Genomic DNA, 24,271 nt, shown 5'->3' with positions numbered 1-24,271 from the left:
CCGTCGGGTGACGACGCCGCCACGGCGCCGCCACCCGACGCTCAGCGGACGAGGGTGAAGTCGTAGGGCAGCGTCCTGACGACCGTGCCCCCCACGGCTTCCGTCACCGTGCCGCCCGAGTACCGAGCAGGCAGGTAGTCCGACGGCCAGGTGATGCTCCAGTCGCCCTGCGGCCCGGCCGTGACACTCCCGAGGTCCGTGCCCCAGGCCCCGCGGATCCGGATCAGGGCGCCGGGGTTCGCGCGGCCGGAGAACACCGGCCGCGTTCCGGCGATGGTGCCGTCGAGCGCGGGCGAGACCACCTCGAGGCGTGGGACGACGATGGTGAAGTCGTAGACGACCGAGTGGGTCTGCTCGCCGTCCACGAACTGCCGGACGGTGCCGCCGACGTACCGTGCGGGCAGCAGGGTCTTGTTCCAGGTGATGGTCCATCGGCCGTCGTCGGCGACGCGGTCGACGGCGCCCAGGAGGTCTCCCGACGCACCGCGGATCTCGATCGCCGCACCCGGCTGCGCGGTGCCCGTGAACACGGGGTTGGTCTCCAAGACGATCGCCCCGACCGACGGGGAGGTCACGACGAGGGGCGCCACCCGCCAGTCGACTCGGAAGTCGTACGGGACGCTCGTGAACGGCTTGCCGTCGAGGTACTGCCGGACCGAACCGCCCGAGTAGGTCCCGGGCGTCAGCGCCTTGTTCCAGGTGAGCGTCCAGGTGGCGTCCGTCTCCACGCGGGTCTCACCCAGGAGCGAACCCCACGCTCCGTAGACCTGGATCAGTGCGCCGGGCTGACCGGTCCCGGAGAACACCGGGGCGCCGGGCTCGAGGACCCCACCGATCGCCGGCGAGAGCAGGACGACCGGGGCGTCGGGAACCGGCGCACCGGCCTCGATCGTCGCGGTCCACACCTGGTCGATCCCTGTGGCGCGCACGGCGCCGTCGAACACGCCGACGGCGGCATCGGCGTTCGCAGTCAGAGCCAGGGTGAACGATCGGTTCGCGGCCGTGATCGTACCCCGGTAGCTGTTGCTCGCGGGGTACCAGGTGAATCCGGCCGGCGCATCGCCGGTGGGCCTGAGCCCGGCTGGGACGACGATCTCCGCGGATCCGGACACCGATTCGGTGAAGGCGACGGGGACCTCGACGGCATCCCCCTGTCGTACGGTGACGTTCGGCATGGCGACACCAGGCGCGATGGGTGCCGCGAGAACGTTCGCCGTGAAGTCCGCGAGCTTCACCCGGTTCGTGGACCAGCTGACGCTCCCGCCGGTGGCCAGGCCGAGCCGCGCGTCGGCGTCGGCAGTGAGGGTGAAGGTGACGGCGGTGGTGCCGATCGGCAGGGTGCCGCCGGCACCGGTGCCGTCGAGCGCGAATGCCGGGTTCGCCACGGCGGTGATCCTGGTACCGAGCGGCGGCACGATGTCGATCCGTTGACCGCCCGCATCGGTGTTGAAGGTCGCCTGGACCTGGACCGATTCGCCCTGCCGGAGCGACGGGGTCGGCACGGAGGCCGACGGCGACAGGTCCGGCACCAGCTGGCTCATCACCAGCTTGCTGACGTCTGCGTCGTTGTTCGGCCCGAATCCGAGTTGCATGTCCTTCGTGCCGACGCCGAGGACGTTCAGGCGCCGCCCGGACGGATCGGTGAGGAACCCGTCGGCGGCCAGCGTGTACTGCGTGCTCGCCGAGGAGCAGCTCGCCACGCGCACGAGATCGGTCCTCGTGCCGCCCCGGTCCGTGGTGAGGCACTGTCCGTTGATCTCGATCCGACCGCTGGTGCCGACGGCAGGGAAGGTCGCGGTGGCGGCGGCGGCCAGCGCTGCCTCGTACGACAACCCGTAGGGCCCGCCGGTGCCGATCGACTGCGGGTGGGTGAGCCACTGCGAGGACCCCCGCGGCGCCCATCCGTGGAATCCGGTGGACCACGCCGGATCGGTCACGAACTTGCCGCGCAACCGCGGCTGCGTGGCGGTCACCGACGTCTCCGCGTCTGATCCGGCCTGACCGACGGGCGCGGCCGATGCCGGACCGGACACCAGTGCTGTGGCGGCGACGGCCGTCAGGACGACCATCGAGAGGGCTGTGTGGGGCTTCATGGGGGGGCGTCCTTTCGTGATCGGGCCTGTCGGCCCGCGCCGCCTCGGCCTCCACCAGGAGGGAGACGTGCTTGGGAGGATCGAGGGCGCAGCTCACCGAGCGCCGCTCATGTCGTCCACAAACATATCAGTCGAACAGCTTGCTCGTCCGCACTCCTACCGAGGCCTGCCAGGGCTAGCCGATCGGGCCCCGTTCCGACATCCGCTCCATCACGAAGTCGTCGTGCCGCTCGGGCCCGACCAGGAACGTCTTCGTCCCCACCACCTCGAAGCCGCTCTTGCCGTAGAACCGGATCGCCCTGGCGTTCTGCTGGTTCACCCCGAGCCACACCGACGTGACGCCTCGGGACCGGGCGTCGTCGAGCGTCGCCTCCATGAGCATGCGCGCTCCGCCGGCACCGTGGCTCGCGGGGAGCACGTACAGCTTGCTGAGTTCCGCTGTCGGGCGGTGCGTGACCGCGGCGAGCACGTCGGGGTCGATCGGATCACCGAAGACGAGCATCGTGTAGCCGATGGCCGTGCCGTCATCGTCGTCGACGAGGAGCCGGAGCGCGCGTCCGGGATCTGCCAGGTAGCCGGTGAACCGGTCGAGGGTGAAGTGCTCGGCGATGAACGCGTCGATGTGCTCCTGCGCGGTGCCGGGTGGGCAAGCGAGGGCGAAGGTCGCTGCGGCGAGCGTGCCGAGGGTGGCGGCGTCGTCGGCCTGAGCAGTGCGGGTGGAGACCATCCCTGCATCGTACGACGCCACCCCGGAGAACGACGAAGGCCCGGTCGCGTGACGCGACCGGGCCTTCGTACTGGTGAGACTAGATGGAGTTGACGTCCAGCGGGATGCCGGGGCCGAACGTGGTCGACACGGCGCCCTTCTGGATGTAACGGCCCTTCGAGGAGGACGGCTTGAGGCGGAGGATCTCCTCGAGCGCGGTGTTGATGTTCTCCTCGAGCTGCGATGCGTCGAACGAGGCCTTGCCGACGACGAAGTGCACGTTGGAGTGCTTGTCGACGCGGAACTCGATCTTGCCGCCCTTGATGTCGGACACGGCCTTGGCCACGTCCGGCGTCACGGTGCCGGTCTTGGGGTTCGGCATGAGGCCACGGGGACCGAGGACCTTACCGAGACGACCGACCTTACCCATGAGCTCCGGGGTGGAGACCGCGGAGTCGAACGAGGTGTAGCCCTCGGCGACCTTCGCGATGAGCTCGTCGCCGCCGACCTCGTCAGCACCGGCCGCGATCGCGGCCTCTGCTGCCGGGCCCGTCGCGAAGACGATGACGCGGGCGGTCTTGCCCGTGCCGTGCGGGAGGATGACCGTGCCGCGGACCATCTGGTCCGCCTTGCGCGGGTCGACACCGAGCTTGAGGGCGACCTCGACGGTGCTGTTGAACTTGGCGGAACCGGTCTCCTTGGCGAGGGCGACGGCCTCGTTCGGGGTGTAGAACTTGTCAGCCTCGATCTTCTCGGCTGCGGCCCGGTAGGCCTTCGACTTCTGTGCCATGTGTGTTCTCCTATGAGAAATGTGGTCATCTGCGCCTGGCCGGCGCTGCCACGAGTGAAAAAGAAAGGTGCGAGGGTGTGGCCTGGACGGCTCACCCCGTGCGGTTCGGAAGGACTAGCCCTCGACCGTGATGCCCATGGAGCGGGCGGTGCCGGCGATGATCTTCGCGGCTGCGTCGATGTCGTTCGAGTTCAGGTCAGGAGCCTTCTGCTCGGCGATCTGACGGACCTGCTCCTTGGTGAGCTTCGCGACCTTGACGGTGTGCGGGGTACCGGAGCCCTTGGCGACGCCGGCGGCCTTCTTGATGAGCTCCGCTGCGGGCGGGGTCTTCAGGATGAAGGTGAACGAACGGTCCTCGTAGACGGTGATCTCGACGGGGATGACGTTGCCGCGCTGCGACTCGGTGGCCGCGTTGTACGCCTTGCAGAATTCCATGATGTTGACGCCGTGCTGACCAAGGGCGGGGCCGATGGGGGGAGCAGGGTTTGCGGCGCCGGCCTGGATCTGCAGCTTGATGAGACCCGTGACCTTCTTCTTCGGTGCCATGTTTCTTCCTTCTTCTGGGGTTCGAACGCCATCGGATGATGTGCGCTCTCCCGCGCGCCCGTCGGGCGGCGGTGGACTGTGGAGCCGTGTGGCTTAGAGCTTGGTGACCTGGTCGAAGCTGAGCTCGACCGGCGTCTCGCGCTCGAAGAGGGAGACGAGCACCGTGAGCTTGCCGCTCTCGGGCTTGATCTCGCTGATGGAGCCGGGGAGGCCCGCGAACGAGCCTTCCTTGATCGTGATGGTCTCGCCGATCTCGAAGTCGACCTCGGCGGGGATGACACGCTGCTGCGTGGCGCTGCCCTTGGTGCCGGAGCCCTTGACGGGCGCGGTCTCCTTGACCTCGACGAGCGACTTCAACATGTTGAAGGACTCTTCGAAGCGGAGCGGCGTGGGGTTGTGCGCGTTGCCGACGAAGCCGGTGACGCCAGGCGTGTGGCGGACGACCGACCAGCTGTCCTCGTTGAGGTCCATGCGGACGAGCACGTAGCCGGGGATGCGGACGCGGGTGACCATCTTGCGCTGGCCGTTCTTGATCTCGACCACGTCTTCCATGGGGACCTCGACCTGGTAGATGTAGTCCGCGACCTCGAGCGTCGACTTGCGCTGCTCGATGTTGGCCTTCACCTTGCGCTCGAAACCGGCGTAGGAGTGGATGACGTACCACTTGCCGGGCAGGAAGCGGAGTTCCTTGCGGAACGCGTCGTAAGGGTCTTCCTCGGACTCCTCGGCGGGCTCGGCGTCGGCGTCGGTGGGGTCTGCCTCTTCTTCGGCGATGGCCTCTGCTGCGGCTTCGACCTCGGCTGCCTCGTCGAGTTCGAGGGCGTCGTCGACGACGGCGTCGGCCTCGGGGTCGACGGCCTCGGCCATCGCGTCGAGCACGGCGTCGAGGTCGACCTCGGTGTCGCCGGTCTCCTCGACGTGGACGGCGTTGTGCTCAGCGGGGTCGACGGAGTGCTCGTCGGCCGAGAGCACGTTGCCCTCCTGGGCCTCGTCGTCCTCCGAGGACTGCTCGGCAGCGGTTGCCCAGTCGACGTCGTTCGAGTTTCGCTCAGACACTGATTTCCATTCCGTTTCTGTTGTGCGGATCGTGGGTGATCCCCGACCGCGGCGCCAGATCCTGGCGCGTGACGACTGCGTCGCCGTCTGTGATTGTGGAACCCGGGTACCGGGCCGGAGCACCGGAACCTGAGCGGAACTAGCTCGCGGTACCGAACACCAGCGTGACGACCCAGGCGAAGACGAAGTCGATGCCGTAGACGAGCGCCATCATGATGCAGACGAAGACGAGCACCACAGCCGTGTAGCTGAGGAGTTCCTTCCGCGTCGGCGTGACGACCTTCTTGAGTTCCGCGAAGACCTGCTTCAGGAACAGGACGATGCCCGAGAAGAAGCCGCGCCGTTCGGCACGGTCCGCCTTCGCCTTGACGACGACGTCCTCGCCGGGCGTGTCGGTACTCTTCGGGGCCACTCGTTACACCTTTCGTGTGCCGGTGCATACGCACCGACTCGCAGGGCGGACAGGACTTGAACCTGCAACCTGCGGTTTTGGAGACCGCTGCTCTACCAATTGAGCCACCGCCCTTCAGTGCTGACGCACCGGAGGGGTCGAAGCTACCCTGACCTCCTGAGCGCTGCCTCACCACACGGGTGAAAACAGGCGCAGAAAATCATGGCAGATTTCAACTACCTCCATCCAGTGTACGGCACGGTCGCCCGGCTGTAAAACCGGCGTCGGCCTGCGCGCGGCCGCACGCCTCACGGGCGCCCGAGCGCTGCGTGCTCGGCAGCCTCCTCGGCCGACAGCACCCGCGAGTGGATCCCGACGCCGTCGAGATCTCCGGCGAACCAAGCGGAGGAGGGCGCACCAGGCCAGGTGGACGCGATCGTGTCGTGGCCGATGCGCCAATAGCCACGGTAGCTCTGCAGCACCGTGTTCGAATTCGTTCCGACCAGGGCGCCGTCGAGGTAGAGGCGCATGCCGTCCGTGGTCGACATGGTCGCCATGACGTGGCGCCACCGTCCGTCCGTGACCGCGTCCGGCGTCACGATCGTCTGCGGCGAACCGCTCCACGTCCCGAAGACGAGGCGGCCGTCCCGGTCGATGTAGAGGTGGCGGTCATGGGCGCTGGACGGGACGGTCTGCGCGTTCCCGAAGCCGATCAGCTTGCCCTGCGACTCCGTGGTCCGGAACCAGGTCTCCAGCGTGAAGGTGGTCTGCTGCGGAAGCTGCGGCATGGTGACCACCTGACCGGCCTGGCCGTCGAGTCGGACGAACGGACTGTCGCCGCAGCTACCGCCGACGCGCTCCGCCGTGCCGCCCAGCTGCGCGATGCCACTGCCGGTTCCGCTGTTCACGACCTCGGCCCCGTCGGCCTCGCTGAAGTCCAGTCGGAACTCGGGCGAGCCCAACGGCTGCCCGAGGCACGAGAAGGGCCCCGCGCCGAGTCGGTTGTCGGAAGCGCCGGCGAAGCTCTGCCAGTTCGCGCCAGCGGTCGGCAGCACCGACACGACGGCCAGGACCCCAGCCAGGGCGGCGCCACCGATCGGGGCGGCCCGACGCACCCGACCGATCGGCGCGGTGGCTTCGCGGTCCTCGACGAGGTACCGCCGCGTGGCCGCGATCGCCCCGAGGATCGCTGCCGCGAACGCCGCGGAGAGTGCCAGGGGACCCCAGGCACCCTCGTTCACCCAGACGACGGGGAGACCGATGTACGGGACTCGGAGGACGCCGACGCCACGAACGGCGTCGTCCTGGACGAGCTGTCGATCCGGTTGCCGGTTCGCGTCACCCTTCAGGCGGAGTCCCTCCGCCTCTCGCTCGACGACGCGGTGCAGGAGCAGCGCGTCGTCCTCGCCCGGTCCGTCGACGAGGACCACCTGCCCTGCCGCGGCGTCGGCGCCGTCGATCGGCATCGAGACGACGACGTCGCCGGTCCTGATGCGCGGCTCCATGGAACCTGACGCCACGGTGGTCGGAACCCACCCGACGAGCTTCGGCGCAGCGGCCCACGCCAGGAGGCACAGCGCGAGCAACGCGAGGACGCGCGCACCGAGGGCGACGACCACGATGCCGGACGACACGATGCGCCGGCGGGCGGATGACGGTTCCATGAGAGCTCCCGGAGGGACGAGGTGGACGGGGACAGGCGGGCCGCGGTGCTCCCGTCAGCGGGACGAGAGCACCGGGATCGCCTAGGAGGTGCGACCCTCCCAGACGAGGTCGACCGCCGCCGTGCCGCCCTGGACGGTGTTCGGCGCATCCGGGGACAGCGTGTACGTGACCTTGAAGACGCGCTCCTCGCCGCCGCCGACGGAGGCCCACGAGCCGAGTCCGGACGCGTGGTCGAACGCAGTGTTCGCGAGGCCGGCGAGGGTGCCGCTGTAGACGGACGCGCCCGTGGTCGCGGGGACGAAGTCCTCGCAGGACCCGTAGCCGCCGCCGGCGCCCTGGACGATGTCGAGCTGCAGGTGCTGGTCGAGGTCCTGCGTCTGCGCCGCGTTGTCCGCGTAGAGACGGATGTCGGACGACAGCGAACCGTCCGAGGTGACGGCGATGCAGTTCACACCGGTCGAGCCGGGCTGCAGGTCGTCCGCGGCGAACATCGCGGCGCCGGAGTCGTCATCGCTCAGCGCAATCGCTCCGGCACTCCAGGCGTTACCGGAGTTGTCGGTCGACGAGGTGAAGGCGGCGTAGGAGGCGGTCGAGACGATGACGCCGCTCGCCAGGACGGCGACGGGCAGTGCGGCCCAGCGGACGAGACGGCGGGATCGAGGGGACAGGGCGGTGGTCATGGTGATTCTCCAGGGTCGGGGCCGAAATCGGCACGTGTTGTACAACTAATATTTCATATGTTGTTCTGAAATACAACATGTGCTGGCGATGTCGGTAGGGTGGACGCACGAATGCACGACGACTCGACCCAGGGGGACCGATGAGCAGCGCAGACGAACACGCAGTGACCGCGAACGCGGCGGAGACGGACCGCAAGGACGATCGCCGGATCCCGGCCCGGTTCGCGGATGACAGCCCGCTCCCGGGCGCCGGCCCGATCCAGGCGTTCCTCCGCTTCTGGAAGCGGTATCCGATCTTCACCGGGCGGGCCAGCCGGAGCGAGTTCTGGTGGTGGGTGGTCGTCCACGCCGTCATCGTCACCGCGCTCCTGGTGATCGGACGCGGTGTCGACGTCGCGACCGGGGTGACGGCCGGTTTCTGGGAGGGTCAGGTCACCGAAGGACCCGCCTGGGGCGTCCAGAGCATCCTGTCCGGGATCTGGGGCCTCGCGACGATCATCCCGGGGCTGTCGCTGAACGCCCGTCGCATGCATGACACGGACCACAGCGGCTGGTGGCAGCTCATCAACCTGGTCCCGATCTTCGGCTGGTTCTTCTTCATCTGGCTCGCGGCGCAGCCGAGCGACCGGGGCGGTGCCCGCTACGACACAGGGCCGCACCGCGAGGGCGCCCAGATCAAGCCTGGCGACGCTCCGCAGTGACCCGCCGGTCCGGGAGGACCGTGTCGGCGATCGCGGCGAGGACGAGCACCAGCGTGCAGAGACACCCGAGGACGAGTTCCCCGAGCTGCGGCACGAGGAACGCGGCGACCGCGCAGCCAGCGAGCATCGCGAGGCCGATGACCGGCGCGAGTGGAACGGCGCGGTCGACGACGAACCGGAACAGCGACAGTCCGAGCAGGTAGAGGGCCGGTCCGCCGAGGATCACGACGCCCCCGGCGAGTTCCACGGCGTCGGCCGGTCGGTCGAGGATCTCCTTGTCCCCCACCGAGACGAGCACGATCCCGGCGACGATCACGACGTGGGCGTAGCTGTATCCGTCGCGCGCGATGCGTCCGAGACGTCCCGGCCCCCGTCGACCGGGACGACCCTCGTCACCGTCGGCGCGGTCGGCCTCCTCCTCGGCGGCCTCGACCGCTCGGCGTCCCGCCGTCTCCGTGCGGTGGAAGTACAACCACCACAGCGCGACCGCGGAGACGAAGGCGCTCAGCATCCCGACGACGGCGGCGACCGACGTCTCGAGCTCGACGAACGCGAACCCGGTGACGAGCAGTGACTCGCCGATCGCGATGATGATGAAGAGCGACGCCCGCTCCGAGAGGTGCGCACCGGAGAGCTCCCAGCTCTCGACCTCCGAGGTCCGCACACCCGGCAGCCGGAATCCGAGGGCCCCGCCGCCGTACTCGATGGCGACGGCGCAGATCCAGAACGCCAGTTGCCAGTCGGCCGGCACCAGCGCTCCGGCGATCCAGAAGACCGCGGCGAACGCGGTCCAGACGAGGACGCGTGCGAAGCTCAGGGCCACGTCGCGGTCGTGCCGCCAGGTCGCCACGACCATGAACAGCGTCCGGATGAGCTGGAGCACGACGTAGGCGACGGCGAACGCCAGCGCGCGGTCGGTGAACGACGCCGACACCGACACCGCCGCGACGAACGCCAACAGGCCGAAGCCGATGAGCGCGAGTCGCACCGCGAGCCGTTCCGGGTCGAGCCAGTTCGTCACCCAGCTCGTGGACACCCAGGACCACCAGAGCGCCAGGATGAGGACGATCGACTCGAGCGCGGCGGTGACGCTCTGGTCGTCGGCGATGAGCTTGCTCAGCTGGGTGAGCGCGAAGACGAAGACGAGGTCGAAGAACAACTCGACGAAGGTGACGCGCTCGGCGCGTTCACCGGACTCCGGACGACGGAGGTCGGAGACGAGGCCGAATCTGGGGGCGGGCATCTTCGTATCCTGGCAGGGTTCCCGGTGCCGACGCCTCCCCCTCGGATTCGTCGACACCGGGTCGTGCTCGTCGCGAGCTGCGGGGACAGAGCCCGACGACCACACCGTGAGCCTAGCAAGAAGCATTCCAGATGCACAAGGTCCAGAAGCATCACCGGAATATCGACGGCCGCAGCCGGGTTGCGTCCGGAGGCCGCGTCCTCCGCGAGCCGCATCCCCCACGAAAGGCATCACCCGTATGGATCTCTTCGCGCCCGTCCGACTCGGCGACCTCGAACTCGCCAACCGCGTCGTCATGGCCCCGCTCACCCGCATGCGGTCCGGAGCCGACGGCGTCCCCGGCGAACTCGTCGCAGAGCACTACAGCCAGCGCGCAGGACTCGGACTCATCATCACGGAGGGCACCTACCCGAGCGCCGAGTCGCGCTCCTACCCGGGCCAGCCCGGCATCGTCACCCCCGAGCAGGTCGAGGGTTGGCGTGGCGTCGCGAAGGCCGTGCACGGAGCGGGCGGGCTCATCGTCATGCAGCTCATGAACGGCGGCCGCGTCTCGCACACCGACATCACGGGCACCGACCGCATCGTCGCGCCGAGCGCGATCGCCATCGCCGGCGAGGTCCGGACGCCGGCGGGCGCCCAGCCGTACCCCGTCCCGCACGCGCTGAGCACCGAGGAGCTCGACACGGTCCGCGAGGAGTTCGTCCAGGCCGCCCGCAACGCGATCGAGGCAGGCCTCGACGGCGTCGAGCTCCACGCCGCGAACGGCTACCTGCTGCACCAGTTCCTCTCCCCGGTCTCCAACGTGCGCGACGACCGCGCCGGAGGCAGCCCGGAGGCCCGCGCGTCGTACGTCGCCGAGGTCGTCAGCGCCGTCGCCGAGGCGGTCGGTGCAGCGCGCGTCGGCATCCGCATCTCCCCGATGAACGGCGCCGGTGACACGGCGGAGACCGACGAGGCCGACGTCCGCGCGACCTACGAGGCACTGCTCGACGCCCTGGCACCGCTCGGCCTCGCCTACGTCAGCATCCTCCACGAGGACCCGGCCGGCGCGCTCGTCCAGGACCTGCGCGGTCACTTCGGCGGCAAGCTCATCGTCAACAGCGGCTTCGGCACCGTCACGACGCGCGACGAGGCGATCGCCCTCGTCGAGCACGCGCACGCCGACGCCGTCGCCGTCGGGCGTCTCGCCATCGCGAACCCCGACCTCGTCGAGCGTTGGGCGGGCGAGCACGAGGAGAACACCCCGAACCCGGCCACCTTCTACGGCCCGGGCGCCGAGGGCTACACGGACTACCCGCGCCTCGCGAGCTGATCACGCTGAGGTGAGGCACCTCGTCGCTCGACACCTCGTCGCGCGACGAGGTGCCTCACCTCAGTCCGCTCGTGGCGCGTGCGACTCGAGGAACTCGTACACCTCGACGGAGTCGACCCCCGGGAAGGATCCGGTCGGCAGCGCGGCCAGCAGACTCGTCGGCGTCCGCGCCGCCGGCCAGGCCTTCCCCTCCCACCTTTCGGCGAGCGCCGGCGACGCCCGACGACAGCATCGCTCGTCGGGGCAGTTCGAGGTCGACCGATGCGGCGTCTCGCGTCCGCGGAACCACTTCACGTGCGCGAACGGGACGCCGACGCTGACCGAGTACTCGCCCTCCTTGGCCTTCTCGATCCGCGAGGTGCACCAGAAGGTGCCGGTGTCCATGTCGGTGTACTGATACCAGGGGCTGAAGCGGTCCTCGACGTCGAAGACGGTCCTGGCCGTCCAGTTGCGGCAGACGAGCGAGCCCTCCACTGCTCCGAGGACGTCGGACGGGAACGTGACCCCGTCGTTCTCGTACGCCTTGATGATCGTCCCCGACTCGTGCACCTTCATGAAGTGCACCGGGAGCCCGAGGTGCCTCGTCGCGAGGTTCGTGAAGCGGTGCGCGGCGGTCTCGTACGACACCGCGAACGCGTCGCGCAGGTCCTCCATCGAGATGCGCCGGAGCTGTTTCGCCTCGCCGAGGACGCGCACGGCGTCGCGCTCGGGCAGCAGGATGGCCGCCGTCAGGTAGTTGGTCTCGACGCGCTGCCGCAGAAAGTCCGCGTAGTTTCCCGGCTCCTCGTGTCCGCACAGGTGACTGGCGAACGCCTGGAGGATGGGTGATCGCGAATCACGGGACATCGAGGGTTCGGTCGGCAGGTAGATCCGACCGTTGCGCCGGTCGGTGACCGAACGCGTCGAGTGCGGCAGGTCGCCGACGTAGTGGAGCGAGAACCCGAGGTGCTGTGCCATCTCCGCGACCGTCTGGTGCGAGACCGGCCCTCCGGTGTAGCCGACGGCGTCGAGCAGTCCTTTCGCGACGGCCTCGAGCTCGGGGAAGTGGTTGTCGGCCGCGCGCATGTCCGCCCGGAGGACCGCGTTGGCCCGGCGCGCCTCCTCGGGTGTCGCCGCTCGCTCCCGATGCAGGCGGGCGACCTCGTCGTGCAGCGCCAGCACGGTGCGCAGCGTCTCGTCAGCTGTCCCTTTCGAGACGCGGATGGGCGCGATCCCGAGGGCGGAGAAGACGGGCCCCCGCTGGGCACGCTCGACGGCGATCTCGAGCGCGGCCCGGTCGCTCGGCGGTTCGTCACGGAGGAGGTCGTCGACGGTGGTGCCGAGGGCCGCGGCGATGACGCGGAGCATCGACAGGCTCGGCTCCCGATGCCCGTTCTCGATCGCCGACGCCTGCGACGGTGCGCGGTCGATCGCCTGTGCCAGTTCGTCGAGGGTGAGACCCGCACGGGATCGGGCATCGCGGATCCGGCGACCGAGGACGAGGGCGTCCGCGTGCGGAGCAGGTCCGTCACCAGGGGTGGCGGAGACGGGTGGAGCAGCGGCGGTGCTGGTCATGGTGATCATGCTCACACGCGCCGGTTGTTCCGGCAAACAGAAGGTCGGCCGTTCTTCTGTCCACGGATGACGTCCGTCGGGGTTGCGGCGAGCGCAGGATCGTTCCCACAGCACGACCCGCCCCACCGACCTCGACACCACAGGAGTCATCGTGAGCAACGAAGCCACCCGACCGACCGACCACCGCACGCCCCTCCGCGCCGGCGACCAGACGCAGACGGCCGAGGAACTGCAGCGCGAGTGGGACACCGACCCGCGCTGGGACGGGGTCCGCCGCGACTACACCGCCGAGGACGTCGTCCGCCTGCGCGGCGGTGTCCGGGAGGAGCCGACGCTCGCCCGCCGGGGGGCGGAGCGCTTGTGGAACCTCCTCCACACCGAGGAGTGGGTGCCTGCCCTCGGCGCGCTGACCGGCAACCAGGCCGTGCAGCAGGTCCGTGCTGGCCTGCAGGCGATCTACCTCTCCGGCTGGCAGGTCGCCGCCGACGCGAACCTCTCCGGGCAGACCTACCCCGATCAGAGCCTCTACCCGGCGAACTCGGTTCCGGCGGTCGTCCGGCGGATCAACAACGCGCTGCTCCGGGCCGAACAGATCGACTTCGCCGAGCGAGCCGTCGGGGAGACGCCGGGACCCGAGGCGATCGACTGGCTCGCGCCGATCGTCGCCGACGCCGAAGCCGGCTTCGGTGGACCGCTCAACGCCTACGAACTCATGGCCGGCATGATCCAGGCCGGCGCCGCGGGCGTCCACTGGGAGGACCAGCTCGCGGCTGAGAAGAAGTGCGGCCACATGGGCGGCAAGGTGCTGGTACCGACGAGCCAGCACATCCGGACCCTCAATGCGGCCCGGCTGGCGGCGGACGTCGCCGGCGTCCCGACCATCGTCATCGCCCGCACCGATGCGCTGGCCGCCACCCTCCTCACGAGCGACATCGACGAGCGCGATCTGCCGTTCCTGAACGGGAACCGGACCCCGGAGGGCTTCTACGAGGTGGAGAACGGCATCGGTCCGGTGCTCGCTCGCGGCCTCGCCTACGCGGAGTACGCCGACCTGCTCTGGGTCGAGTCGGCGGAACCCGACCTCGACCTCGCCCGTCGGTTCGCCGAGGCCGTCCACGAGCGATTCCCGGGCAAGCTGCTCGCCTACAACTGCTCGCCGTCGTTCAACTGGAAGTCGCACCTCGACGATGCGCAGATCGCGTCCTTCCAGCGCGAGCTCGCCGCCATGGGATACGCATTCCAGTTCATCACCCTCGCCGGCTTCCACGCACTGAACCACTCGATGTTCACCCTGGCGAGCGACTACCGGGAGCGGGCGATGAGCGCCTACGTCGACCTCCAGGAAGCCGAGTTCGCCGCAGAAGCCAGCGGCTACACCGCCACCAAGCACCAGCGGGAAGTCGGTACCGGCTACTTCGACCTGGTCGCGACCGCCCTCAACCCCGGCAGCGCCACCCTCGCCCTCGCCGGATCGACCGAGGAACAACAGTTCCACTGATCCACACCAGCCCCGCCCTTCGACAAGCTCAGGGACCGCTCGAAGGACCCATCCGACGCACGACCATCCGAAACGGAGCCACCCCATGAACACCCTGCTCGCTTCCCCGTCCACACCCACCACCGGGCCGGTGCCCACGCAGCGCACCGGCCCCGCCATCGAGGTCGTCGGTCGTCTCGGTGACCGGTACGAGGAGATCCTCACCCCCGACGCCCTCGCCTTCCTCGCGGACCTGCACCAGCGGTTCGCGGGTGCGCGGCACGACCGCCTCGCCGAGCGCATGCGACGACGCTTCGAGATCGGGAACGGCCGCGACCCGCGGTTCCGCGACGACACCGCGGCGATCCGGGAGGACCGCTCCTGGCGCGTCGCCGGCGCCGGGCCCGGTCTCGAGGACCGCCGGGTCGAGATCACCGGCCCCACGGACCCGAAGATGACGATCAACGCCCTCAACTCCGGTGCGAACGTCTGGCTCGCCGACCAGGAGGACGCGACGAGCCCGACGTGGGCCAACGTCATCGGTGGTCAGCTCTCGCTGCGCGACGCCGTCCGCGGTGAGCTGACGTTCACGAACGAGGCGGGGAAGGTGTACCGCGTCACCGCGACGGAGACGCCGACGATCGTCATGCGACCGCGCGGCTGGCACCTCGTGGAGAAGCACCTGCGGTTCATCGACCGATCCGGGGCGGCGATGGCCGCCTCGGGGAGCCTCGTCGACTACGGCCTCTACGTCTTCCACAACGCCCGACCGCTCATCGACGCCGGCCGCGGGCCGTACTTCTACCTCCCGAAGTTGGAATCGAGCGAGGAGGCGCAGCTCTGGGACGACGTCTTCACGTTCACCGAGGAACGCCTGGGTCTCGACCACGGCACGATCCGCGCCACCGTGCTCATCGAGACGCTCCCCGCGGCGTTCGAGATGGACGAGATCCTGTACGCGCTCCGCGACCACTGCGCCGGCCTCAACGCCGGTCGGTGGGACTACATCTTCTCGATCATCAAGAACTACCGGGGGCGCGGTGCCCGGTTCGTCCTGCCCGACCGCAGCGAGGTGACGATGACGGTGCCGTTCATGCGGGCCTACACCGAGCTCCTCGTGCAGACGTGCCACCGCCGCGGTGCGCACGCGATCGGAGGGATGTCCGCGTTCATCCCGAACCGGCGCGATCCGGAGGCGACGGCGCGCGCGATCGAGAAGGTCTCAGCCGACAAGCGCCGCGAGGCGGGCGACGGCTTCGACGGGACCTGGGTGGCGCACCCGGACCTCATCGAGACAGCCAGGGCCGAGTTCGACGCGGTCCTCGGTGATCGTCCGAACCAGCTCGACCGCCTGCGGGAGGACGTGTCGGTGACACCGTCGCAGCTCCTCGACGTCCGCATCGGTCGCGCGGTCACGGACGCCGGTCTCCGCGACAACGTGTCGATCGCCGTCCGCTACCTCGACTCCTGGCTCCGCGGGATCGGCGCCGCGGCGATCGACGGACTCATGGAGGACGCGGCGACGGCGGAGATCAGTCGATCGCAGGTCTGGCAGTGGATCCACCAGGACGTCGCGACCGACGACGGCCGCCCGATCACGCGCGATCGGGTCGAGGACCTCCTCGACGAGCTCCTCGCCTCGCTCCCCCGCACCGCCGACGACCGCTTCGACGACGCTGCCGAGCTGTTCCGCGAGGTGGCACTCCGCGACGAGTTCCCGACCTTCCTCACCGTCCCGGCGTACACGCGGTACCTCGTCGACCCGGCGTAGGTGCCCGGCGTCCACAACTCCTGCTCACCATGGACCGTCAGCTCCGGCCCGCGCGCCATCCACGCGCGGCGGTCGAGGCCCTCGGTGCTGGAGCAGGAGTTGTGGACCGGCGCACGGCGGTTCCGGCGCCCTTGTCCGGTCCGCTCGGGCCCCCGTAGAGTCGGGCGTATGACCCGGAACGTGCAGGAAGCATCGACCGTCGGGACCATGTCGCCGGGTGGGCCGTCGTCGGCACTCCAGCAGGCGCATCGATGGAACGCCTCGAGCCGCTACGGCGCCTCGCTCGTGGCCATCGTCCTGGGCGGATACCTCGCCATGCGCGCCGGGCTGAACGTCATGTGGCTCCAGTCGGACGCCGACGTCATCGGCGCACTGCTCCTCCAGTTCTTCGTGGGCGGCGCGGTTCTCGTAGCCGGCGCCCTGATCGCCCCGGCCTCCCTGGCGCGCCGCGTGCTCGCCTCCGCCGTCGTCGTGGCCGGGCTCACGGTCCATGCGGTCGGGTCGGCGTCGGTGACCAACGCGACGCCGCCGTTCCTGCTCTACGGATCGATGTCGGTCACGATCGGCGCCTTCACCGCTGCCGCGGTCTGGTTGATCGTCCGTGGTCGATCCCTGCCGACCTTCGTCCTGCTCCTCGGGTTCGCCACCGTGCCACTGCTGACCGAGCGCCTGACCCACACCGGGTGGTCGGGCGTCACCCGAGACGACCTGCTCACGGCAGCCTCAGCCGCCATCGGCGTCGGGGTGGCCTGGGCGGCAGCGGCCGTCGACGGCGCCCGGTCCCGATAGGCTCCGCCCCCGACAAGGTCCGGTCCGCGTCACGCACTGTCCTCTCGATGCCGGGTTCGGTACGCTCGGACTCGTGCCTGAATCGACTCCCACGCCCCGCCTGTCCACGAAGATCTCAGCGATCGCCGAGTCCGCCACGCTGAAGGTGGACGCGAAGGCGAAGGCGCTGCAGGCGCAAGGCCGACCCGTGATCTCCTACGCGGCGGGCGAGCCGGACTTCCCGACGCCCGAGCACATCGTCGAAGCGGCGCTCGTCGCCGCCCGCGACCCGAAGGCGCACCGGTACACCCCAGCGGCCGGCCTGCCGGACCTCCGCGCCGCCATCGCGGAGAAGACGCTCCGCGACTCCGGTCTCGAGGTCGACCCGAGCCGGGTCATCGTCACCAACGGCGGCAAGCAGTCGGTGTACGAGGCGTTCCAGGTCCTCCTGAACCCGGGCGACGAGGTCATCGTGCCGACGCCCTTCTGGACCACCTACCCCGAGGCCATCGCGCTCGCCGACGGTGTCGCGGTCGACGTCTTCGCCGACGCCTCGCAGAACTACCAGGTCACCGTCGAGCAGCTCGAGGCGGCGCGCACCCCGCGCACCAAGGTCCTCCTGTTCGTCTCCCCCTCGAACCCGACCGGGTCCGTCTACTCCCCGGAGCAGACGAAGGCGATCGGCGAGTGGGCGCTCGAGCACGGCATCTGGGTCATCACCGACGAGATCTACCAGAACCTCACCTACGACGGCGTCCGCGCGACGTCGATCGTGGAAGCGGTGCCCGAGCTCGCCGAGCAGACGCTCCTCGTCAACGGCGTCGCCAAGACGTACGCGATGACGGGCTGGCGCGTCGGGTGGACCGTCGGCCCGGCGGACGCGATCAAGGCGCTCGGCAACCTCCAGTCGCACCTCTCCGGCAACGTGAACAACATCGCGCAGCGCGCGGCGATCGCGGCCCTCACCGGTCCGCAGGACGCCGCTGAGGCGATGCGTGAGGCGTTCGACCGCCGCCGCAAGCTCATCGTCGGTGAGCTCAACAAGATCGACGGCTTCGAGACGCCGACCCCGCAGGGCGCCTTCTACGTCTACCCCGACGTCACGGCGCTGCTCGGCCGGACGTTCGGCGGGGTGACGCCCAAGACGTCGCTCGAACTCGCCGACCTCATGCTCGACCAGGCCGAGGTCGCGGCAGTGCCCGGCGAGGCGTTCGGGCCGTCCGGCTACCTGCGCTTCAGCTACGCGCTCGGCGACGACCAGCTCCTCGAGGGCGTCCAGCGCCTCCAGCGCCTGTTCGCATCCTGACCCGAGGTCCGCTCGCTCGTCCCCGGGCGAGCGGACCTCGCATCAGCGTCAGATCGTGACGCCGACCACGACGGGCTCGGGCTGCAGGAGGACGCCGAATTCGGCGTGGACGCGCGCCTGCACGAATCGCGCGAGCTCGGCGATCTCGGTGGCGGTCGCCCCGCCACGGTTCGTCAGGGCGAGCGTGTGCTTCGTGGAGACCGCGGCGTGCGATCCGGGGAGTGCGAACCCGCGACGGACGCCGGCCCGCTCGATCAGCCAGGCGGCCGAGAGCTTCGCGAGGCGCTCCACGGGAGCCGGTCGGGGCGGGTTGACGACCTCGCCGAGCGGGAAGACGTACTCGGTGTCGTCGTCGGCCGGCGGGTCGACGGGCCACCAGGGAGCATCGCCGGGGAGCGAGCGGGCGACGTGCTCCGACACGATCGGGTTCGTGAAGAACGACCCGGCGCTGGCGGTGTCGGGGTCGTCGGGATCGAGCACCATGCCCTTCGACGTCCGGAGTGCGAGCACCGTCGTGCGCACCTGGGCCAGGCGGACCTGCTCGCCGACCTCCACGCCGAGCGCGAAGGCGAGCTGCTGATAGGCGATCGGTGCGGCCAGGCCGTCGGCGCCGACGTCGTCGAGGTCGATGATGATCGCCACGACCACGCCGGAGCGCTCGGGCTCTCCGCCACCGTGGCGCTTCAAGACCGACGTCCGGTACCCGAGACCGAGCTCCGTGGCGGGAACGCGCTCGACGGTCTGCGACTCCTCGTCGAGCAGGTCGACGGCGACGAGCGACGACACGATCTCCTGCCCGTAGGCGCCGATGTTCTGGACGGGGGCCGCCCCGCAGGATCCCGGGATGCCGGAGAGCGCCTCGATGCCCGCCCAGCCGTGCTCCACGGTGAAGGCGACGAGCGCGTCCCAGTCCTCACCGGCCTGCACCCGCAGGCGGACACGGCCGGACGGCGCGTCGAGGCGTTCGATGCCGCGGTTGGCCGCCCGGATGACGGTCGCGTCGACGGGCTCGTCGCCGATCAGCAGGTTCGACCCGCCGCCGAGCAACAGCCACGGCTGGTCGGTGTTCCAGACGTCGAGCACAGCCTCGATCAGCGCTGCCTCGCTCGTGCACTCCGCGAAGGCTGCGGCGGGCCCGCCCACCCCGAGGGTGGTGAGCTCGCTCAGACGGATGGCGTCGTTCATGGTCCTCCGGGTCAGGCGAAGCTGACGACGAGCTGCGCCTTGCCGAGCACCGTCTGCTCGGCGTAGGTGACGGTGAGGTCGACGCGCGCGGTGCGGGCTTCCTCGTCGATCTTGCCGACCTTGGCGACGATCTGGAGGTCGGCGCCGGTCTCGGGGTCGACGACGACCGGTCGGGTGAACCGCACCTGGTACTCGAGCACCCGACCGGGGTCGCCGATCCAGTCGACCACCGGCTGGGCGGCGATCCCCATCGTCAGCATGCCGTGGGCGAGCACGCCCGGCAGCCCGACGGAGGCCGCGACATCGTCGCGGTAGTGGATGGGGTTGAAGTCTCCGGAGGCGCCGGCGTACCGCACGAGGGCGTCGCGCGTCAGGTGGACGGTCCGCTCCGCGACGACGTCGCCGACAGCCGGCATGGTCGGGGTCTGCTGCACGTCGCTCATCCTTCGTCTCCTCGCACCACGAGCGTCGAGGTCGCGGTGACCACGGGCTCGCCGGCGGCATCGGTCATGACCGAGTCGCACGTCACCATCGAGTGGCCACCCAGGGACTTCACCGCGGTGACGGTCAGCTGCGCGGTGAGCTCGTCACCGGCGACGATCGGTCGATGGTGCACGAAACGCTGGTCGCCGTGGACCACCCGGCTGAAGTCGATACCCGCGTCGGGTGCGGCGAGCAGTTGCTGGAGCGTGTGCTCCTGGACGAGGACGGCGAAGGTGGGCGGCGCCACGACGTCGGCGTATCCTGCGGCGCGCGCCGCCTCCGGGTCGAGGTTGATCGGGTTCGTCGCGAAGACGGCCCGCGAGAACTCGCGGATCTTCTCGCGTCCGACCAGGTACGGGGCGACGGGCGGGAAGACCCGACCGGCGAGCTCTGGGTTCACTGACACGCCCTCCAGCCTACCCGCTGCCCTGACGCGACGGCCGGGCACGGACGGACCGGGAGCGGGCTGTCAGGAGCGCTTGAGCGCCTGGAACACCATGCGGATGGCGATGACCACGAGGAACGCTGCGAAGAGCAGGTTGCCGACGAACGGCGGGACGACCGACGCGACGATGGCGCCGAGGGCCGTGGTCGTGCAGGCGGCGACACCGATGATCGCTGCGGCCGTCAGGTCGACGTTGCCTCGCCGGACGTTGCCGATGGTGCCGGAGATCGCGGTCGGCACCATCATGAGCAGCGAGGTGCCCTTCGCGATGAGGTCGCTCGCGCCGAACAGCAGGATGAGCATCGGCACGACGACGACCCCGCCGCCGATGCCGAGCAGCCCCGACAGGACGCCGGTCAGGAAGCCGAGCACGATGAGGCCGATGATCGATCCGACGTGCAGATCGATCTCGGCGGTGCGAGACGGGACGATGAGGAACAGCGAGACCACCACGACGAGCAGGAAGCCAATGAAGCCCCACTGGAGCGCCTTCTTGGGAAGCTTGGAGAGGAGGTAGCTGCCGAGTTGTGCACCGCCGATCGCACCGATCGCCAGCAGGATCGCCGCCACCCAGTCGACGGTGCCGTTCACCGCGTAGGACACGACGCCGACGAGCGAGGTCGGGACGATCGCGGCCAGTGAGGTCCCCGCGGCGAGCCGCTGGCCGAAGCCGAGCAGGAAGACGACGGCGGGGACGATGAGGATGCCACCGCCGACCCCGAACAGCCCGGAGAGGAATCCGGCGGTCAGTCCGATGCCGATGAGCCAGGCGATGCCCGACGGGGAGCGGACCGGACGGCCGATCGAGTCGTTCCCGCTCACTGCGCGCTGGAGCCGGACAGCGCGGTCTCGAGCGAGGGCGTGGTGCGAGCGGTACCGGCGTCCAGGAGGGACCAGCCGGCGTCGGTCGCCTCGATGACCGAGACGGAACAGTTCTCCAGCGGTGGGACCGTCGTACCGGAGAGGTGACTGAGGGTGAGGCGGATGAGGGTGCCGTGGCTCACGACGAGGACGTTCTGCCCGGGGAAGTCGCGTGCGATGGCGTCGATGCCGCGGAGTCCGCGTTCGATGACCGACTCCTCGGTCTCGAGGTTCGGGTACCGGTGGTCGGGCCAGTTCTCGAGGACCATCTGCGCCGTCGCGCCCTCGGCGTCGCCGTAGTGCCGCTCGATGACGTCGGGATAGGACGGGCCGAGCTCCAGTCCGAGCGCGTCGGCGATGATCTGCGCGGTCTCGCGTGCGCGCCCCAGTGGGGAGCTGACGACGACGTCCCAGGTGCCGGTGAGCCGAGGGGCGACCGTGGCCGCCTGCTCCCGCCCGGTGTCGTTCAGGGGGATGTCCGTCGTGCCCTGCAGCCGTCGTTCGAAGTTCCAGGCGGTCTGTCCGTGACGGATGAGGGCGATGGTCATGTCTCAAGCCTAACCGGCGTCGGACCGAGGTCTTCCGGCCTTCACCGCGACACGGAGCTCACTGCTCGTCGACGGCGTCCTTCGCCAATCGGATCCGGATGGGTCCGCGGACCGTCGCGCGGTCGACCGCCTCGTCGCCCTGCGTGATCCGCACCCGGCCTTCGTCGACCAAGCGCCAGGCGACCCGGCGGGTGTCGTCCATCAGCGCTCGCCAGTCGTCGCCACCGACCGCTCGTGCGACGTCGGACGGACAGATGGACGAGGTCGCGGCCCGCTTCCCCAGCAGGTCGAGCATCGTCGACTCCAGGAGGTCGTCGTCCACAGCTGCCGCAGGCGTCGGGTCCGGTGCGGCTTCGTCGGTCATGGTCCCAGTATGCGCGCGCCGCTAGGCGAGGCCGGCGTGCCGGGACAGATCCGCATGCTGCGCGACGAACGCCCGGGCCAGGCGCTTCGTGACGCCGAGTTCGGCGACGAGATGCTCGAGGTCCGGTGCCCAACGCGCGATGGCTCGGAACTCGTCGAGGTCGATGAGGTTCGACGCGGCGAAGCGGTCGGCCTGCACCTCGTGCTTCGGTCGGTCGTCCTCGTGGCCGAGCACGCAGTGCGCGATGCCATGGGCGAGGGCGTTCCGCCGATGCACGGACCGGAGCGACTCCTGGATGACGATCGTGTGCGCGGACGGCAGCCAGCGCTCGTGGGACACCCGCAGGGGCCGGAAGATCACCGCGAGACCGAGCTCCTCCGCGTGCGCATACGGGTCGTAGGCGCGTCCACGCTCACGGGGCTTCCGGCTCGGGTTGCTCCAGTTCTCCATCGGTGATTGCCGCCCCACGTTCCCCCTCCAACTGCTCCGTCGTCCACGACGCAGCTTCCCTCTGCCGGCGTCTGCGATCCAGCTCGTCATTCGTAGCAGTGGTGTCCGACACCGGAGCCACACGCTCGTCGTCGCTCGCCCGCAGTTCGGCCTCGATCCGACTCATCCCCCCGACGGCTTGCAGCGCGTCGGCCAGGAGGCGCACCGGATCGGCGCCGGTCGCCGCGCAGAGCATGACGAAGGTCGGGCCACTGATCTCGCTGCGACCGGCGAGGACACGTTGCAGCGTCGTCGGACTCATCCCCGTCGCCTCAGCCAGGGCGCGCTGATTCATGCGTCGCCGCTTGTAGGCGGCCACGAGTTCGTCCGCCAACGCCTGATTGACCATCGCCTCTGCTGCGTTCACGTTCCGATTGTAGCCAGAAACCCTGTCGGGAACGGCAGAAAATCTACCTCATGCGCTCTATAGTGTCACCTCCGACCTGAATGATGCCAGATGAGACAACTTTTGGGAACCATCCGGGTCGCATACCACCACCCACGACGCCTGAGGAGGCACCATGACCGAACACCGGACCTCACCGGAACCACCGCCCACACCACCGACACCGCCGCCCGTCCCGTTTCCGGCCCAGCGGATCATCCGCACCGTGATCCAGACGACCGCGGCCGTGATCCTGAGCTCGGTGGCCTGCATCACGACCGCGAGCATCATCGCGCCACAACTCCTGGAGGCGATCCGAGAACTCCTTCCGGACGACGTCTACGCCTGGGCGGCGGCAGCCGTGGCCACGACGGCGGCGATCGCCGCAGCGCTGGCCCGCATCATGGCGATCCCGGGCGTGAACGGGTTCCTGACGAGACTGAGCGCAGGATCCACTCCCCGCCACGCACAAGTCGATTCAGGCACTGAATCTGCCACTCAAGAAAGAATTTCATGAATGTTTGGCAAGATGAACTGGACAAGACGACGAGATCGTCATAGAGTCTTACTCGAACACACGTTCGAATGTCGGAGGACGCTTCCTCCATCAACAGAAAGGAGAGCTCATGGTTTTGAAGTACCAATACCCGTATGACCTCAGTCATTACGACAGCAGCGACGGGTACAACGCTCCACGAGCCGGCGGCTCAAACCATCGGGGTGCCGACTTCAACGGCTTCCCGGAGGGCACGCCGATTCCCGCGGTCGCAGCCGGAACCGTCGTCGAGAACTACCGGAGCGGAGGGCTCGGATGGCTTGTCGTCCTGGCGCACTCTGACGGCGCGTTCTCGGGGTACTGCCACATGTACCAGCAGTCCCCGCTCGCCATCGGCACCGCCGTCACGCGAGGGCAGATCCTCGGAGGAATCGGTGACACCGGCGAGTACTCCGAAGGCGCCCACCTCCACCTCACCATCGGGCTCAACCAGTCCGGCGCGACGGGCGGAGGCTCCCACTGGATCGATCACACCGATCCGATCCAGTTCATCAACGATCGCCTCAACGGCGACGACCCAGGCAACACCGGCGGACCGACCGCCCCGACTCAGGAAGAAATCGACGAAATGGCAGCTACGAAGAACGCATCGATCGTCCGCGACTACCAGAAGGAGAACGCGGGCACCCTCGCGATCGCCCTCGTGTACCCGGACGGCAAGGCCGTGAAGCTCGCGGGCAACATGGACGTGGACGGAGCGATCACCGCTCACGTGCAGGTCTACGGCATCTCGCCCACCAACCCGAACAACACGGCGCTGCGCGACAAGTACGCGTCCCAGCTGACCACTGCTCAGTGGAACGCGTTCTGGGCCGTCTACCCGGGCACCAAGATCGGCTTCTGAGCCGAGGAGCCCCACCCGATGCCCCCGAGCAGACCGTAACTGCTCGGGGGCA

At 69.4% G+C, this 24,271-nt stretch carries 26 protein-coding genes and 1 tRNA gene; 8 read left to right on the top strand and 19 right to left on the bottom strand.

What is annotated here, in order from left to right; all coding sequences use genetic code 11:
• Positions 1–41: 41 nt before the first annotated feature.
• The 9 genes from ACQG07_RS06105 to ACQG07_RS06065 form a co-directional block, all read right to left on the bottom strand.
• Positions 42–2,093, bottom strand: coding sequence for a hypothetical protein (locus ACQG07_RS06105; RefSeq protein ID WP_426737749.1), 2,052 nt, complete (start codon positions 2,091–2,093; stop codon positions 42–44).
• Between the two features lie 175 nt (positions 2,094–2,268).
• On the bottom strand, positions 2,269–2,820 hold the full coding sequence (locus tag ACQG07_RS06100; RefSeq protein WP_426737748.1) for a GNAT family N-acetyltransferase: 552 nt from the start codon (positions 2,818–2,820) through the stop codon (positions 2,269–2,271).
• Between the two features lie 79 nt (positions 2,821–2,899).
• A complete protein-coding gene (gene rplA, locus ACQG07_RS06095; RefSeq protein WP_079706704.1) occupies positions 2,900–3,589 on the bottom strand; it encodes a 50S ribosomal protein L1 in 690 nt (229 codons plus the stop codon).
• 114 nt (positions 3,590–3,703) lie between these two features.
• Positions 3,704–4,135, bottom strand: coding sequence for a 50S ribosomal protein L11 (gene rplK, locus ACQG07_RS06090; RefSeq protein ID WP_056014074.1), 432 nt, complete (start codon positions 4,133–4,135; stop codon positions 3,704–3,706).
• Between the two features lie 93 nt (positions 4,136–4,228).
• Positions 4,229–5,191 (bottom strand): transcription termination/antitermination protein NusG, encoded by a 963-nt coding sequence (gene nusG, locus ACQG07_RS06085; RefSeq protein WP_079706703.1) that lies wholly within the window; start codon positions 5,189–5,191, stop codon positions 4,229–4,231.
• A 139-nt stretch (positions 5,192–5,330) separates the two neighbouring features.
• A complete protein-coding gene (gene secE, locus ACQG07_RS06080; RefSeq protein WP_079706702.1) occupies positions 5,331–5,603 on the bottom strand; it encodes a preprotein translocase subunit SecE in 273 nt (90 codons plus the stop codon).
• A 41-nt stretch (positions 5,604–5,644) separates the two neighbouring features.
• Positions 5,645–5,717: transfer RNA gene (locus tag ACQG07_RS06075), tRNA-Trp, on the bottom strand.
• A 173-nt stretch (positions 5,718–5,890) separates the two neighbouring features.
• On the bottom strand, positions 5,891–7,246 hold the full coding sequence (locus ACQG07_RS06070) for a signal peptidase I (RefSeq protein ID WP_426737747.1): 1,356 nt from the start codon (positions 7,244–7,246) through the stop codon (positions 5,891–5,893).
• Between the two features lie 81 nt (positions 7,247–7,327).
• Entirely contained in the window at positions 7,328–7,927 is a 600-nt protein-coding gene (locus ACQG07_RS06065) for a hypothetical protein (RefSeq protein ID WP_274500385.1), read from the bottom strand.
• A 140-nt stretch (positions 7,928–8,067) separates the two neighbouring features.
• Here ACQG07_RS06065 and ACQG07_RS06060 point away from each other — a divergent pair, with 140 nt between their 5' ends.
• Positions 8,068–8,628, top strand: a complete 561-nt coding sequence (locus ACQG07_RS06060; RefSeq protein WP_079706699.1) for a DUF805 domain-containing protein — start codon at positions 8,068–8,070, stop codon at positions 8,626–8,628.
• On the opposite strand, the gene ACQG07_RS06055 is transcribed toward ACQG07_RS06060, so the two are convergent.
• The gene (locus tag ACQG07_RS06055) at positions 8,603–9,871 is read right to left on the bottom strand and encodes a low temperature requirement protein A (RefSeq protein ID WP_159879927.1); all 1,269 of its coding nucleotides are present in this window, start codon (positions 9,869–9,871) and stop codon (positions 8,603–8,605) included. The two genes, ACQG07_RS06060 and ACQG07_RS06055, sit on opposite strands and share 26 nt — an antisense overlap.
• Positions 9,872–10,109: 238 nt before the next feature.
• On the opposite strand from ACQG07_RS06055, the gene ACQG07_RS06050 reads away from it, so the two are divergent.
• Positions 10,110–11,183 carry an alkene reductase gene (locus ACQG07_RS06050; protein ID WP_192005875.1) on the top strand — a complete coding sequence of 358 codons (1,074 nt, stop codon included), beginning with the start codon at positions 10,110–10,112 and terminating at the stop codon, positions 11,181–11,183.
• A 60-nt stretch (positions 11,184–11,243) separates the two neighbouring features.
• On the opposite strand, the gene ACQG07_RS06045 is transcribed toward ACQG07_RS06050, so the two are convergent.
• The gene (locus ACQG07_RS06045) at positions 11,244–12,737 is read right to left on the bottom strand and encodes a helix-turn-helix domain-containing protein (RefSeq protein WP_426737746.1); all 1,494 of its coding nucleotides are present in this window, start codon (positions 12,735–12,737) and stop codon (positions 11,244–11,246) included.
• Between the two features lie 151 nt (positions 12,738–12,888).
• On the opposite strand from ACQG07_RS06045, the gene aceA reads away from it, so the two are divergent.
• The 4 genes from aceA (at position 12,889) to ACQG07_RS06025 (ending at position 18,059) form a co-directional block, all read left to right on the top strand.
• Complete coding sequence (aceA, locus tag ACQG07_RS06040; RefSeq protein WP_194603688.1) at positions 12,889–14,235, top strand: isocitrate lyase; 1,347 nt, start codon at positions 12,889–12,891, stop codon at positions 14,233–14,235.
• An 85-nt stretch (positions 14,236–14,320) separates the two neighbouring features.
• Complete coding sequence (aceB, locus tag ACQG07_RS06035) at positions 14,321–15,985, top strand: malate synthase A (RefSeq protein WP_426737745.1); 1,665 nt, start codon at positions 14,321–14,323, stop codon at positions 15,983–15,985.
• Positions 15,986–16,153: 168 nt separating this feature from the next.
• Positions 16,154–16,774: a hypothetical protein gene (locus tag ACQG07_RS06030; protein WP_192005882.1), complete on the top strand. Its 621-nt coding sequence runs from the start codon at positions 16,154–16,156 to the stop codon at positions 16,772–16,774.
• 73 nt (positions 16,775–16,847) lie between these two features.
• A complete protein-coding gene (locus ACQG07_RS06025; RefSeq protein ID WP_192005884.1) occupies positions 16,848–18,059 on the top strand; it encodes a pyridoxal phosphate-dependent aminotransferase in 1,212 nt (403 codons plus the stop codon).
• Positions 18,060–18,107: 48 nt separating this feature from the next.
• On the opposite strand, the gene ACQG07_RS06020 is transcribed toward ACQG07_RS06025, so the two are convergent.
• The 8 genes from ACQG07_RS06020 to ACQG07_RS05985 form a co-directional block, all read right to left on the bottom strand.
• Positions 18,108–19,244, bottom strand: a complete 1,137-nt coding sequence (locus tag ACQG07_RS06020) for a UDP-N-acetylmuramate dehydrogenase (protein WP_426737744.1) — start codon at positions 19,242–19,244, stop codon at positions 18,108–18,110.
• Between the two features lie 11 nt (positions 19,245–19,255).
• On the bottom strand, positions 19,256–19,687 hold the full coding sequence (locus tag ACQG07_RS06015) for a MaoC family dehydratase (RefSeq protein ID WP_244175598.1): 432 nt from the start codon (positions 19,685–19,687) through the stop codon (positions 19,256–19,258).
• Positions 19,684–20,133: an FAS1-like dehydratase domain-containing protein gene (locus tag ACQG07_RS06010; RefSeq protein WP_426737743.1), complete on the bottom strand. Its 450-nt coding sequence runs from the start codon at positions 20,131–20,133 to the stop codon at positions 19,684–19,686. Before ACQG07_RS06010 ends, ACQG07_RS06015 begins: the two co-directional genes overlap by 4 nt.
• A 63-nt stretch (positions 20,134–20,196) precedes the next feature.
• Complete coding sequence (locus tag ACQG07_RS06005; RefSeq protein ID WP_426737742.1) at positions 20,197–20,994, bottom strand: sulfite exporter TauE/SafE family protein; 798 nt, start codon at positions 20,992–20,994, stop codon at positions 20,197–20,199.
• Complete coding sequence (locus ACQG07_RS06000; protein WP_426737741.1) at positions 20,991–21,581, bottom strand: histidine phosphatase family protein; 591 nt, start codon at positions 21,579–21,581, stop codon at positions 20,991–20,993. The genes ACQG07_RS06005 and ACQG07_RS06000 overlap by 4 nt, the downstream gene beginning before the upstream one ends.
• A 58-nt stretch (positions 21,582–21,639) precedes the next feature.
• A complete protein-coding gene (locus ACQG07_RS05995) occupies positions 21,640–21,945 on the bottom strand; it encodes a DUF3253 domain-containing protein (protein ID WP_426737740.1) in 306 nt (101 codons plus the stop codon).
• Positions 21,946–21,966: 21 nt separating this feature from the next.
• Positions 21,967–22,413, bottom strand: coding sequence for an ImmA/IrrE family metallo-endopeptidase (locus tag ACQG07_RS05990; RefSeq protein ID WP_192005892.1), 447 nt, complete (start codon positions 22,411–22,413; stop codon positions 21,967–21,969).
• Positions 22,358–22,801: a helix-turn-helix domain-containing protein gene (locus ACQG07_RS05985; RefSeq protein ID WP_274500375.1), complete on the bottom strand. Its 444-nt coding sequence runs from the start codon at positions 22,799–22,801 to the stop codon at positions 22,358–22,360. The genes ACQG07_RS05990 and ACQG07_RS05985 overlap by 56 nt, the downstream gene beginning before the upstream one ends.
• A 154-nt stretch (positions 22,802–22,955) precedes the next feature.
• Here ACQG07_RS05985 and ACQG07_RS05980 point away from each other — a divergent pair, with 154 nt between their 5' ends.
• Positions 22,956–23,336 (top strand): hypothetical protein, encoded by a 381-nt coding sequence (locus ACQG07_RS05980; protein ID WP_426737739.1) that lies wholly within the window; start codon positions 22,956–22,958, stop codon positions 23,334–23,336.
• A 109-nt stretch (positions 23,337–23,445) separates the two neighbouring features.
• Positions 23,446–24,219: a M23 family metallopeptidase gene (locus tag ACQG07_RS05975; protein ID WP_426737738.1), complete on the top strand. Its 774-nt coding sequence runs from the start codon at positions 23,446–23,448 to the stop codon at positions 24,217–24,219.
• Positions 24,220–24,271 lie beyond the last annotated feature (52 nt).

Origin of the sequence: Plantibacter sp. 2H11-2 (assembly GCF_050031945.1) — a bacterium.
GTDB classification, from domain to species: domain Bacteria; phylum Actinomycetota; class Actinomycetes; order Actinomycetales; family Microbacteriaceae; genus Plantibacter; species Plantibacter auratus.
The sequence above is the reverse complement of the archived record's forward strand: the minus strand, read 5'-3'. Positions and strand labels throughout refer to the sequence as shown.